This window comes from Streptomyces sp. NBC_01210, assembly GCF_036010325.1.
Taxonomy (GTDB): Bacteria; Actinomycetota; Actinomycetes; order Streptomycetales; family Streptomycetaceae; genus Streptomyces.
Map to the genome: position 1 here is coordinate 7,312,224 of NZ_CP108549.1, position 12,616 is coordinate 7,324,839.

General features: G+C 70.7%; 10 protein-coding genes. 5 read left to right on the forward strand and 5 right to left on the reverse strand.

Features of this window, described 5'->3' with window-relative positions; genetic code table 11:
• Positions 1-6: 6 nt before the first annotated feature.
• From OG735_RS32915 to OG735_RS32925, 3 genes are all read right to left on the reverse strand, one after another.
• Positions 7-372, reverse strand: a complete 366-nt coding sequence (locus OG735_RS32915) for a PPOX class F420-dependent oxidoreductase (protein WP_327326777.1) — start codon at positions 370-372, stop codon at positions 7-9.
• Between the two features lie 131 nt (positions 373-503).
• Complete coding sequence (locus OG735_RS32920) at positions 504-2,858, reverse strand: glycosyl hydrolase family 95 catalytic domain-containing protein (protein WP_327326778.1); 2,355 nt, start codon at positions 2,856-2,858, stop codon at positions 504-506.
• A 270-nt stretch (positions 2,859-3,128) separates the two neighbouring features.
• Positions 3,129-4,121: a helix-turn-helix domain-containing protein gene (locus OG735_RS32925; protein WP_327326779.1), complete on the reverse strand. Its 993-nt coding sequence runs from the start codon at positions 4,119-4,121 to the stop codon at positions 3,129-3,131.
• 167 nt (positions 4,122-4,288) lie between these two features.
• Here OG735_RS32925 and OG735_RS32930 point away from each other — a divergent pair, with 167 nt between their 5' ends.
• The 4 genes from OG735_RS32930 (at position 4,289) to OG735_RS32945 (ending at position 9,322) form a co-directional block, all read left to right on the forward strand.
• Positions 4,289-4,876, forward strand: coding sequence for a hypothetical protein (locus tag OG735_RS32930; RefSeq protein ID WP_327326780.1), 588 nt, complete (start codon positions 4,289-4,291; stop codon positions 4,874-4,876).
• 125 nt (positions 4,877-5,001) lie between these two features.
• A complete protein-coding gene (locus OG735_RS32935; protein WP_327326781.1) occupies positions 5,002-6,867 on the forward strand; it encodes a protein phosphatase 2C domain-containing protein in 1,866 nt (621 codons plus the stop codon).
• A 99-nt stretch (positions 6,868-6,966) separates the two neighbouring features.
• A complete protein-coding gene (locus OG735_RS32940) occupies positions 6,967-8,709 on the forward strand; it encodes a pyruvate dehydrogenase (RefSeq protein ID WP_327326782.1) in 1,743 nt (580 codons plus the stop codon).
• Between the two features lie 154 nt (positions 8,710-8,863).
• On the forward strand, positions 8,864-9,322 hold the full coding sequence (locus OG735_RS32945) for an ATP-binding protein (protein ID WP_442812635.1): 459 nt from the start codon (positions 8,864-8,866) through the stop codon (positions 9,320-9,322).
• A gap of 43 nt (positions 9,323-9,365) precedes the next feature.
• Here the strand turns inward: OG735_RS32945 and OG735_RS32950 are convergent, their stop codons facing one another.
• Positions 9,366-10,451 (reverse strand): DUF2637 domain-containing protein, encoded by a 1,086-nt coding sequence (locus OG735_RS32950; RefSeq protein WP_327326783.1) that lies wholly within the window; start codon positions 10,449-10,451, stop codon positions 9,366-9,368.
• A 210-nt stretch (positions 10,452-10,661) separates the two neighbouring features.
• Complete coding sequence (locus OG735_RS32955) at positions 10,662-11,507, reverse strand: (2Fe-2S)-binding protein (RefSeq protein ID WP_327326784.1); 846 nt, start codon at positions 11,505-11,507, stop codon at positions 10,662-10,664.
• Positions 11,508-11,655: 148 nt separating this feature from the next.
• Here OG735_RS32955 and OG735_RS32960 point away from each other — a divergent pair, with 148 nt between their 5' ends.
• Complete coding sequence (locus OG735_RS32960; protein WP_327326785.1) at positions 11,656-12,468, forward strand: GntR family transcriptional regulator; 813 nt, start codon at positions 11,656-11,658, stop codon at positions 12,466-12,468.
• Positions 12,469-12,616 lie beyond the last annotated feature (148 nt).

The following is a 12,616-nucleotide window of genomic DNA, read 5'->3' on the forward strand; positions in this document are numbered from 1 at the left end:
CCGGCCCTACTCCAGGCCCCAGCTGTGGATCTTCCGCGGGTGGATCCGGATCAGCTCCTCGCTGAAGTGCGGGCCCAACTCGTGCGGGCCCGTCAGCAGTTCGGCCTCGCCTCTGATGTCCACCCCGCGCACCTTCCACGGCTGGAGGCTCACGATGTCGTCGACCACCAGCGCCACCTTCGGATTCTCCCGGAGATTGCGCCACTTCTTCGTTGTGCCCAGGGCGTAGCCGCCGACCAGGATCGTCCCGTCCTCCTGCGGGAAGAAACCAACCGGGTTCGCCTGTGGCTGACCCTTCGGGTCGACGGTCGCCAGCCGTCCCAGGCGCTGGGACTGGAGGTACGCGCGCTCGGCGTCGCTGAATTCGGTCATGGATGCAGCCTCACACGCGTACCGCGTCCCCCGCATCGGACGCGGGAACCGGGCGAGTCCTAGGACTTCGGACCGGCACGGGACCGGCACGGGACCGGCACGGGACCGGTCCGGGACCGGTCTGGGACCGGTCAGACCGGGAGGCCCCACGCCGGGGCCGGCGCGTTCGGAGCTACCGGACGGATCCGCAGGTCCGGGCGGTCCCCATGCGCCGTGATCAGCGCCGACTCGCCCTTCCCCAGCGGGATACGGATCGCACCGTCGCCCGCATCCTCCCACCGCAGCCGCCGGCCCCGCCCGTCGCGGACCTCGATCGGGCCCGCGATGCCGTGGCGTACGGCGCACGGCGCGCCCGCCTCGCTGGTCAGCCGGACCCAGCGGGTCCTCCCCGCCGCCCGTACCGCACTGAGCAGGAACGCCCCCTGTGTACGGAAGTCATGGACGACCAGCTCTCGCCACGCGTCCGGCAGCGCCGGGAAGACCCGGATGACCTCGCCCCACGACTGGCAGACCATGTCGTGCAGCGACTGCGCCGCCGAAAGTGGGGTCTCGATGACCGGGCCCGACTCCTTGTACATGGTGTTGGCCTGGATGAAACGGGTCATCAGTTCGCCGAGGTACTTGAGCGCGTCCTCCCCCTTTCCCAGCAGCGCGGACATGGATGCCGCACCCGTGAACGTATAGCCCTGCAGCGCCCCTTCGAAGCTGACCCAGTGGCTGAGCGACTTCTCGATCAGGGCGCGTTCCTCGGGCGTACGGCCGGTGATCTCGTACAGCGGATACACCGCGAGAAGATGCGAGTAGTGGCGATGGGACTTCGCGAACGGGACACCGGCGCCGATCATGTAGCCGTTCGCGTCCACCGGGTAGGGGACCAGCTTGGCGAGGATCTCCTGCCAGCGGGCGGTCAGAGGGTCGGAGATGCCCAGTTCCGCGGCCGAGTCGATGAGCGTACGGCAGCCCCAGCGCAGCAGCATCAGGTCGTAGTTGCAGTCCGGCGCGTCCACGCCGTACTCCGGCGAGAACGTCGGCGGCAGATGCAGCTTGCCGTCCGGTCCGGGGGTGAGGAAGTGCAGGTAGTAGTTGACCGCCTTGCGCAGCAGCGGGAAGAGGAGGTCGCGCAGCAGCGACTCCTCCATGGTGTGGCGGTACGAGAGCCAGACGTTGTGCAGCGCCCAGGTGAGGTTGCCGACCTCGGGGGTGGGCGGGTTGTGGCCGGGGATGCCGACGCCGTAGCCGTTGCCGGACGGAGTGGCGCCGCCGTTGACGAGCCGGGTGTCGGTGGTGCGGGGGATGCCGGCCGAGTCGCCACGGTAGGGGCCGGCGACCTCGGCGGTCAGCTGGGCCCGGAACTCACCCAACGCGCGTGAGACGGCGTCGAGTTCAAGATGGTTCGAGCCGTGGATCAGCCAGTACTCCAGCTGGACGTTGAGGTTCCACCAGGTGTTGGGCCAGGGGGTCGACTCCAGCCAGGGCCCGCAGGTGGCCATGACGGGGGCGTCACGCCGGGCCGCGGAAGCCGTCTTGTACAGCTGGATCCAGTAGAAGCGCTGCAGCCGTGCGTCGGGCAGCGACAGGAAGCTCTTGCGGTAGAAGCGCTCCCACCAGACACGGTGGGGGAGGGCGAGTACCTCGTACGGCGCCGAGGACGCGTCCCGCACCGTGCGCAGCGCACGGTCCAGTGCGGTCGTCCTCGGGAAGGAGTGCGCGACGGACACATACAGCGTCCGCGTCTCCCTGCGGACCCGCTCCTGCCAGGCGGTGACATGCCGGCCGCCCGCGAGCAGCGGCTGGACCGCGGCCGTCAGCTCGCCGTGCTGCTCGACGACGGCCGGCGGATTGCCCGTGTACCCGTCCGGAAGGGGTTTGAAGGCGGCGCGCGGGCTGATGGCATCGGCCGGGTGGAAGGCCCAGCGGAAGTTCTTCTCGCCCTCGCTCGGTGTGATCTCGACGGCGAGCAGGGATGTCGTGGTGTGGACGAAGGCGCGCAGGCGCAGAGTGCCCGCCGTGGTGGTGAGGCTGCCGGTGAGCTCCGCGCCGCGCAGCCGCAGCCGCCAGTCGAGGCCGGTGATCGTGCCGACGGGCTCGAGCGTGAAGTGGCCGACGGGCAGCCGGGCGAGGCCGAAGAGCGAGCCGAACTCCGGACGGTGGTCCTGTACTTCGGAGTGCTGGACAGTGAAGCGGACGGCGTTCTTTCCGCCGGGCTCGGCGTAGATGCCGGTGCCCAAGTAGCCATTGCCGAGATACGGGCCCTCGTACCAGGTCTTCGGCATCTTCTGCCAGACGAGATCGGCGTCGTCGAGGACCGTGCGCCAGCTGTCGGCGTGCACCATGAGAGCGGTGGTGTCTTCCGGGGCGGGCGCGGCCTGCGCCGGGACGGCGGCGGCACCTCCCACCACCAGCGCTCCGCCGATCGCCGTACCGGTGGCAAGGACGGTTCTTCTGGATGGGTCCGGTGCAGTGGACGGGTCTGGTGCAGCGGACATGACGCCTCCCGGTGGCTCGTACGCAGACATGTCAATTCATCCGAGCTATCCCTTCGACGGAAGGTAGGCAGGCGGCGGGAGGCAGTCAATACGGCGGGAGAGATCCGATGTGTCTCTGTCTATCTGGACAGCGTTCAGCAGAGGACAAAAGGCACTTGGCTGGAGGACAGAGGGACACCGGGTCGCGCTCCCCGAGCGGGCCCAGCAGCATCACCAGGCCGACCATCGGGAGCTGCCGTGCGCCCATCTGCCAAGGGTGCAGGTCGCTGATCATTCCCGCAGGTCGCGGGCCACCCAGCCCTTCGCGTACGCATGCCAGCCGAGCTGCAGCCGGGTCGTCACACCGGTCAGCTCCATCAGCCCCTTCACCCGGCGCTGAACGGTCCGCAGTCCGAGATCCAGCTGCTTGGCCACACTCGCGTCCGTCATTCCGGCGAGCAGCAGCGAAAGGATCTCCAGATCCGTGGCATCGGGCCCCGACGCCTTCTCCTCGTCCACCTCGCCACCCATGCCGAGCCGCAGCGGCAGCGCCTCCCGCCACACCGCCTCGAACAGACCCGTCAGTGACTCCAGCAGCCCGCTCGCATGCACGACGAGTGCCGCGGGATCGGCCCCGCGCCCGGTCAGCGGAACCATGGCGAGCGTTCGGTCGGCGACCACCAGCTTGGTCGGCACCCGGTCCACCACCCGGACCTGTTCGTCACGGCCCAGCGCCGCGCTCAGTTCGGTGATCCCGTTGGGCAGCGAGAACACCTCGCGCTCGACGACCACCCGGTACCTCACCCCCCGCGTGGCCGCCTTCTCCTCCGCTTCGTTGTCCGTCCCGGTGACCACGACCGGATTTCCGGTGACCAGGGCGCAGACCTCCTCGGTGGCGCCCAACTGCAGCTGTACGAAGCGGTGCGCGACGGCACTCGCGCCCGTCACCACCTCGACCAGATCGTGCACGGCCGGAGCGGTGGCCTCCGACCTGAACTCCTGCGCCAGCAGCGCCGCCGCCAGCTCCGCCTGCTCCAGCTCGTGGCGCTGCTGGGTCAGCAGCGCGCCCAGCGCCACGCCGGGCGGAGCCGCCACCCACCGTCCGGTGCCGGCCGAGGACTTCGCGGCAAGGCCCTGCTGTTCCAGCCGTCGCAACGCGCGTTCCGTATCCGTTTCCGGCAGCGCCAGCCGGTGCGCGAGGTCGGGGACTTCCGCCACCCCGAGCGCGACGAGTACGCGGTACGCCGATTCCTGCCTCTCGTCGAGACCTATCGCTCCCAGCATCTGACCCCACCCCTCCCCGGACGTGCACTTCTTCGGCCGCACTGGCGGAAACCGGGCCAAGGCGTGTTCCCGCCGCGTACATCATCCCTGCACCGCCCGTCCCGCTGCCAATGTGGCGCCACCGCAGCACCAACAGCCTCCGGCAACAGGGCATTTCATGCCTATCCGTGCCGGGTTCGGATGGGGAGAGCGATGCGCCCGATATCGCGTACGGCACTGGGGGCGGCGACCGCCGCCGTCCTGGCCGTCACGGCGGTCGCGCCGTCGGCGGCCGCTGGGTCGCAGGACGACCCGACCGCGAAGAGAGCCCTGGCCGGCAGCGTGCCGCCGCGCAGCAGGGGGACAGGCCGGCCACAGTCACCCTTGTCATCGGAGACAGGGTCCTGGTGAGCCGCGACCGTGCAGGCACGCCGTCCGCGACCGTGCTGCCCCGCGCCGACGGCTCCACCCCGCTGGTACAGACCCGCCGGTCGGGGCCAGGACCTGTACGTCTACCCGGCGCACGCCGCCGCCGCACTCGCCGCTCACACGCGGGCTATGCGCCCGGCGCGCTGACCGCCGCCACGTTGTCGTACTCGTACGACGGCGGTAGGACGTGGACCGAGGCAGCCACGTCCCAGCAGGGCGGCGCATGGACCGCGACCGTGAACCACGCGGGCGCGGCGGGCGAACCGGTCACCCTGAAGGCCGAACTGACGGACTCCAACGGCAACTCCGTCACCCAGCTCGTGGCCGACGCATACGCCGTGCGCTGACCACGAAACGGTCCGCCGGACGTCCTTCCCGTGGGGGGTTGGGGCGCCCGGCGGACCACTTGCCGCATATTTCTTTTTTCGGGATGCCCCGTTTTCGTACGGCCCGTGCGGTGGACAATAAGGGCATGAGTCAGCAGGGGGAGAGGCCCGCCACCGAGGACGAATGGTGGAACCGGCTGTACGGCGAGTCCGCCCCGGACATCGGTCCCGCGGCGCCCACGCGCGACACGCTGGACGACCGTTTCGACTCCGCGGCGGATGCGGTTGCCGCGGAGAGCACACTCGAGCCGGCGGAGCCGGACGCCCCCCGCGGTCCGGGCGATCGCGGCAGATGGCGCCCCCGCGCCTGGTGGGAGACGCGCCCCACGGATGCGGCGGCGCCCGCCGAGCCGGACATCCCGCACCGTCCTACGACGCCGCCACGGCAACGCGCGGCGTGGGAACGGCCGACCGCCTCCGACCTGGCGCCCACATCGCGGCCGGCTCCGCCGCCCGAGCCGCCCCGGCCGGATGCGGCGTCCCGGGAGGCAGCCCGCCTGCCGAGGCCCGACGTCGCACCGCGCCGAGAGGCCGAGCCGTCCCGGTCGGATGCCGCACCCAGGGGGGAAGCCCCGCCGCCGCGGCCCGACGTCGCACCGCCCCGGGAAGCAGCCCGGCCGCAGCGGCCGGAGGTCCCGCGCGCGCAACTGCCGGTCCCGGCAGAGACCTTCGACACCGAGCCCGCCGAGCCCGCCGCACCCGTAGCGCCCGGCCACCCGGCCACCAGGCCGGACGCGGTACGCGACATTCCCCCGGTTTCCGGCGTAGAGCCGCCCCGGCGCGAAGGCCCGCCCGGACGAGCGACCGCCCCGGACGAGCACTTCGAGGACGCGCCCGCCCCTTCGGCACCGCGCCCGCCCGTACCCCCGCTGGTTTCCGCGGAGCCGCCCCCGCCCGCCCCGCCGCGGCCTGCCGAGGAGCCGCCCCTGCCGTCGCCCGACGCGGGTCTCGTGGAGCCGCGTCCCTACGTCGCGTACGTCGGTGGCGGACCGCCCACCTGTGACGCCGAGCCCACCGAGCTGCCCGCGGCCCAGCCGCACGAGCTGGACAACCTCGTCGCCGACACCGTGCTCGACGGGGCCCACTACGGCACGTACACCCTGCGCGCCGCCTCCGTCCGCGGGGACTCCGCGCGCTACCGCGGCGAGCCGCGCCGCGACGCCCTGCTCACCGCGCGCTTCGGCAGCGGCGAGGCCGCGCTCGTCCTGGTCGCGGTGGCCAGCGGAGCCCGTGCCGCCGAAGGGGCTCATCTCGCCGCCGCCGACGCCTGCCGCTGGATAGGCGGTGCCGTCGGCCGCAGCCACGACCGCCTCGCCGAGGACATCCGGGCCGGCCGCCGGGGCGATCTCAAGTCGGGTCTGCACCGGCTCACCGACCGCAGCTTCGGCAAGCTGCGCGCCCGCGCCGCCGAGCTCGGCGTGGAACCCGAGGAGTACACCGCGAACCTTCGGTGTCTGCTGCTCTCCGCCGACCCCGAGTGCCGTACGCGTGTGTTCTTCGGAGTGGGCGGAGGCGGTCTCTTCCGCCTTCGCGACGGCGCCTGGCAGGACATCGAGCCGCATGTCCCCGAGCCCGCCGCGGTGACCGGGGAACCCGTCGTCGGATACGGCTCGGCGCCCGCCGACACGCCCGCCGAGACCACCGATGGCGACCGGCTCACCATGGACCTGGGGATCGCGACGGCCCCGTCCCCGTACATCGAGGCCCCACCACCGCCACCCGCCGAACCGTTCCGATTCCGCGCCTCCGTGGCCCGCCCCGGTGACACCCTGCTGCTGTGCAGCAGCGGACTGGCCGAGCCGCTGCGCGGGGAGGCCGCCCTGGCCGAGGTGCTCGCCGAGCGCTGGGCGCCCGCCCGGCCGCCGGGCCTGGCGACGTTCCTCGCCGACACCCAGCTGAGGGTGAAGGGATACGCCGACGATCGTACGGCTGTCGCAGTCTGGGAGGCGTAACCGCATCCGCCATGGGTTGATGGACCTTCAGGCTCCAAGCAGGCCGAAGCAGGCCGAAGCAGGCCGAAGCAGGGCCGAAGTCGAGAAAGGGTGCGTCCCATGGCCAAGCAGAACGTGGCGGAGCAGTTCGTCGACATCCTCGTCCGCGCCGGTGTCCAGCGGCTGTACGGAGTCGTCGGCGACAGTCTCAACCCCGTCGTCGACGCCATTCGCCGCAACTCCGCCATCGACTGGATCCAGGTCAGGCACGAGGAGGTCGCCGCCTTCGCGGCCGGCGCCGAGGCACAGATCACCGGGAAGCTCGCCGCCTGCGCCGGCTCCTGCGGCCCCGGCAACCTCCACCTTATCAACGGTCTGTACGACGCCCACCGCTCCATGGCGCCCGTACTCGCCCTCGCCTCGCACATCCCTTCCGGCGAGATCGGCCTCGGCTACTTCCAGGAGACCCACCCCGACCAGCTGTTCCGCGAGTGCAGCCACTACTGCGAGATGATCTCCAACCCGCAGCAGATGCCTCGCCTCGTGCAGACCGCGATCCAGCACGCGATCGGCCGGAGCGGTGTCAGCGTCGTCTCGCTTCCCGGCGACATCGCATCGCACGCCGCCCCGGAGAAGTCGATCGAGCACGCACTGGTCACCTCACTCCCCACCGTACGACCGGGGGACACCGAGATCGACAAACTGGTGCAGATGATCGACGAGGCGAAGCGGGTCACGCTCTTCTGCGGCAGCGGTACGGCGGGTGCGCACGCCGAGGTCATGCAGTTTGCGGAGCGCATCAAGTCCCCGGTCGGGCACGCGCTGCGCGGCAAGGAGTGGATTCAGTACGACAACCCGTACGACGTGGGCATGAGCGGACTGCTCGGCTACGGCGCCGCCTACGAGGCCACCCACGAGTGCGATCTGCTGATCCTGCTCGGCACGGACTTCCCGTACAACGCCTTCCTCCCCGACGACGTCAAGATCGCCCAGGTCGATGTCAGGCCCGAACACCTCGGCCGCCGCTCCAAGCTCGACCTGGCCGTCTGGGGCGATGTGCGCGAGACACTGCGCTGTATTACGCCGCGCGTGCGCGCCAAGTCGGACCGCAGGTTCCTCGACAGGATGCTGAAGAAGCACGCCGACGCGCTCGAGGGCGTGATCAAGGCGTACACCCGCAAGGTGGAGAAGCACACCCCGATCCATCCCGAGTACGTCGCCTCCGTGCTGGACGAACTCGCCGACCAGGACGCGGTGTTCACCGTGGACACGGGCATGTGCAATGTGTGGGCGGCCCGCTATATCTCGCCCAACGGCCGCCGCAGGATCATCGGTTCGTTCAGCCATGGCTCGATGGCGAACGCCCTGCCGCAGGCGATCGGCGCACAGTTCATCGACCGGAACCGCCAGGTCGTCTCGATGTCGGGGGACGGCGGTTTCGCCATGCTGATGGGCGACTTCCTCACCCTCGTCCAGTACGACCTGCCGGTGAAGATCGTCCTGTTCAACAACTCCTCTCTGAGCATGGTGGAGCTGGAGATGCTGGTGGCGGGACTTCCCTCGTACGGAACCACCAATCGCAACCCCGACTTCGCTGCGATCGCGCGGGCGGCGGGGGCGTACGGCGTACGGGTGGAGAAGCCGAAGCAGCTCGCGAGCGCGCTGAAGGACGCTTTCCGGCACAAGGGCCCGGCACTCGTGGATGTGGTCACCGACCCGAACGCGCTCTCCATCCCGCCGAAGATCAGCGCCGAGATGGTGACGGGCTTCGCGCTCTCCGCCAGCAAGATCGTGCTGGACGGTGGCGTGGGCCGTATGGTCCAGATGGCGCGCTCGAATCTGCGGAACGTGCCGAGGCCCTGACGCCCGGGACGGAATTCCTCTCGACGGCCCTGGTTCGTTGATGAATGGACATGAGTGGCGTTCCCCGCGTGGGGCATGCATCTCGTGAACCTGTTCGGCAGAAGGGGTAGTTCCGAGAAAACCGGGGGGGCGTTTCGACGTGCGGGTGGGGATGATGACTGGGCGTCAGGGAGGGGCCGATCCTGCCGCAAGCGGGCATGGCCGGGAACCTGGGGCGGAAGGAGAACCGGAGAGCCGGCTGCACCGCCGATTAGGGTGCGCGGATCTTACGTCCGTTCCGGAAGTACGACGTGCGCTGCGGGACTTGCTGCGGCACTGGGGGAAACCGGACGCGGCAGATGTGGCGGAGCTGCTCGCGAGCGAGCTGGTGACCAATGCGCTGATCCATACCGATCACGGAGCGGTGGTCACGGCCACCGTCGCGGCTTCCACACTCCGTGTGGAGGTACGGGATTTCATGGCCGGACTGCCTGTGCTGCGTGTACCGGTCGGCCAACTCGGCACGAACGGCAGGGGACTCGTCCTGGTGCAGAGCCTCGCCGACGCGTGGGGTGTACGGACACACGGTGTGGGCAAGGTGGTCTGGTTCGAGCTGCACGAAAGGCCGGCCTGACAGTCGCAGGCCGGCCTTCGCATGAATCCTCCTGACCGTGCGATCAACCGAACTGCCGCTCCAGATCAGTGAGCTTCTGCTCCAGAGAGTCCAGCCGCGGCAGCGTCTGGGTGTCGTCCTCGGCGGTGAGGTCGACAGTGCGTGGCTCGGAGCCATCGGTCAACTTCACGGCCTGGAGGGAGGGCCGGGGGCGAAGCGGCAGTTGTCCCGGCTCCGGCAGGGCCGACTCCGCGGCGGACCCGGCAGTGCCGGAGCCGGCCTGCGTCGAACCAGTCGCGGAGCCCAGAGCGGGAAGCTCCGAAGACAGCTCGGGCATGCGGTGGGTGCGTCCGCGCCCCCAGGCACGGTGCTGTCGGCTGAGCGCCCTGATCTGCGCCCGCTCCAGCTTCTCCCGGCCCCGCCGGCGGAGTCGGTCCTGCTCCTTCTCCCGGCGGTCCTCGCGGACCTCGTCGACCGCCTGGTCCAGGGTGCGTACGCCCTCCAGAAGCATCAGCGACCAGGCGCCGAAGGTCTCCCGGGGAGCGCGCAGCCAGCGCACGACGCGGATCTGCGGCAGCGGCCGGGGCACCAGGCCCTGCTCACGCAGCGCCGCCCGGCGAGTCTGCTTGAGCGCCCGGTCGAACAGGACCGCGGCCGACAGCGACATCCCGGAGAAGAACTGAGGGGCGCCGTCATGGCCGAACCCCCGTGGTGCGTGTACCCAGTTGAACCACGCTGCCGCGCCCGCGAACAGCCACACCAGCATCCGCGAGCCGAGCGCCGCGTCGCCGTGGCTGGCCTCGCGCACCGCGAGCACCGAGCAGAACATCGCCGCGCCGTCGAGCCCGAAGGGGACCAGATACTCCCAGCCCCCGCTGAGGTTGAGATTCTGCTGGCCGAAGCCGACGAGGCCGTGGAAGGAGAGTGCGGCGGCGACCGCGGCACAGCAGAACAGGAGCACATAGGAGGCCGTGCCATAGACCGCCTCCTTGCGCCTTCGGCGCTCCTCGCTGCGCTCCCAGGAGTCCTCGGGCGAGGCCTTGTCGCCGGTGCGCTTGCCGCGCGCGAGCACCGTCACCGCGACCAGGACTCCCAGGAGCATCACGCCGCCAGGAAGCAGCCAGTCCAGCGATATGTCGGTCAGTCTCATGGGCGGTGTCCCTTGCATCGCGGTAGAGCGTTTCGGCCGCCATAGTGTCCGAAGTCGCAGCCTGCCCAAGGGGTTTCGGGGCAAGAGAACGCCAATGGGGCTGTACGACATACGGATAGGTGCGATCTCGTCGAACTACCGTATGGACAAGGGGAGTTGGTTCGATTTACCTCACCCGGTCGGATGGCGTGACGCAGGGCGCGCGGGAGATCAGGCGCTCGGCTGGAGCTTCCTCACGCGGTCGGCGTCGCACGTACGCGGACAGGTGACGCAGGTGTCCTCGGGCCGGAGCGTGTAGAAGAGGCAGCAGCCGGCCCGGTCACGGGTCGGCAGCTGCTCGCCGTTCGGGCCGGTGAGCTCACGGAAGCCGGCGGTGCCGACGTACGGCTCGGTGTTGCCCGGCAGCAGCCGCTCGAGCTCCAGTACGGCACGCCGTTCCTCGCCGAGCAGATGCGCGATGTACCAGAGGCTCTCGGCGATCTCGTCGGTCGCCATGCCCCACAGCGCACGCCTGCCGCGCCGCATCCGCGGCCGGAAGCCGTCCAGGACGGGCCCGATGTGCTCGGCGACGGCGGAGCGCACCTCGGCACGGAGCGCTTCCTCGTCCTGTACGACACGGGCGCCGGGCAGCTGCGCGGCGGGGTCGTCCGGCAGGCAGGCGAATTCCCTCACCCGTACCGTCATCTGCCCCGCCATGCGCTGGAAGGCGACATCCTCGACGGGCACCCGTGGCACCCGGCGGTGCAGAAACCAGGGAACCGTGATCAGCAGACAGGCCGGCCAGGCGTAACGGTGCAGACCGAAGCCGGCGATCACATCGGGGCGGGCCTGCTGCCCGTAGTCCCGCAGGACCTGTGCGTTGTCCCAGGCGAGGAAGTCGTCGAGCGCGGGCCCACCGGCCGCGAGCTCGTCCGCGCCCACCCAGCCGGCGTCGGACGGGGCCTGCTCGTCGTCCATGAGCTCCCGTACACGCAGCCCGGGGTAGACCTCGGCCAGGCGGGCATACGCGTCCTCGACGGGTGAGGTGAGGGCGGGCAGCAGAGCGGGAACGGTCATGCAGGGACCACCGTATCGCGATCATTGGCAGGTTAGCCTTACCTTACCCGACGCGATCGATGTTTGAACTGTGGCCCCGTCCGCCTATCGTGCTCAGGGGCCCTGCACTCGCCAGCCGGGCCCGGCACCCGGCCGGAGGAGGACTCGAGTGGAGCAGGCCCGAGCGCGCGATGCCGCGACGCCGCAGCCGTACGCGTCCACGCACGTCCCCGAACAGGCAGGTGGCGGGCAGCCCGCGCGTCCCCTCATCCCGGAGCAGGCCGACATCCCGGAACAGGTCGACATCCCGGAACAGGCCCGGGGCGAGCACACCCACAGCGAGCCGCCCGCGCCCCGCACGGTTCAGCGCCATTCGGTCCGCGGCCAGATCCTCGAAGCCCTGCGCACCGCCCTCGTCGACGGCGAGCTGATCCCGGGCGAGGTCTACTCGGCCCCGGTCCTCGGCGAGCGCTTCGGCGTCTCGGCGACCCCGGTACGCGAGGCGATGCAGCAGCTGGCGATCGAGGGCGCGGTCGAGGTGGTCCCCAACCGCGGCTTCCGCGTCACGGTACGCACCGCCCGCGAGCTGGCCGAGCTCGCCGAGGTCCGCGCCATGCTCGAGGTCCCGGTCATGCTCCGCCTGGCCCGCACGGTCCCCGCCACCCGCTGGGCGGCGCTGCGCCCGCTGGCCGACGCGACGGCAGCGGCGGCGGCGACGGGCGACCGCGCGGCGTACGCGGAGACGGACCGCGCCTTCCACCGCGCGGTACTCACCCTGTCCGGAAACCAGCAACTGGTGATGGTGGCGGACGACCTCCATCGCCGCTCCCAGTGGCCGCTGACGAGCGCACCGGTCACCCGCAGGGCTGACCTGGTGGCGGACGCGGCGGAACACATGGCGCTGCTGGAGGCCCTGGTGGCGCAGGACCTGGCGGTGGTGCAGTCGCTGGTGCGGGAGCACTTCACCGGCGCGGACGGCTGACGTCATCCAGCCGACGCCGGTCTCGGCCGACGATGTACGCGCCGTCGAGCAGCTCGGCGCATTCGGCCGCGGCCGACTTGTGCGCCCCGTCGGGCCGCGGTGCTGTTGATGCGGATGCGTGCCGACGTCCAAGGTGTTGGTGGCATCG

Coding starts and splice junctions, on each gene's coding strand:
- OG735_RS32915 (WP_327326777.1), bottom strand. CDS start 372: ATGACCGAATTCAGCGACGCCGAGCGCGCGTACCTCCAGTCCCAGCGC.
- OG735_RS32920 (WP_327326778.1), bottom strand. CDS start 2,858: ATGTCCGCTGCACCAGACCCGTCCACTGCACCGGACCCATCCAGAAGA.
- OG735_RS32935 (WP_327326781.1), top strand. CDS start 5,002: ATGAGTCAGCAGGGGGAGAGGCCCGCCACCGAGGACGAATGGTGGAAC.
- OG735_RS32950 (WP_327326783.1), bottom strand. CDS start 10,451: ATGAGACTGACCGACATATCGCTGGACTGGCTGCTTCCTGGCGGCGTG.
- OG735_RS32925 (WP_327326779.1), bottom strand. CDS start 4,121: ATGCTGGGAGCGATAGGTCTCGACGAGAGGCAGGAATCGGCGTACCGC.
- OG735_RS32945 (WP_442812635.1), top strand. CDS start 8,864: ATGACTGGGCGTCAGGGAGGGGCCGATCCTGCCGCAAGCGGGCATGGC.
- OG735_RS32940 (WP_327326782.1), top strand. CDS start 6,967: ATGGCCAAGCAGAACGTGGCGGAGCAGTTCGTCGACATCCTCGTCCGC.
- OG735_RS32955 (WP_327326784.1), bottom strand. CDS start 11,507: ATGACCGTTCCCGCTCTGCTGCCCGCCCTCACCTCACCCGTCGAGGAC.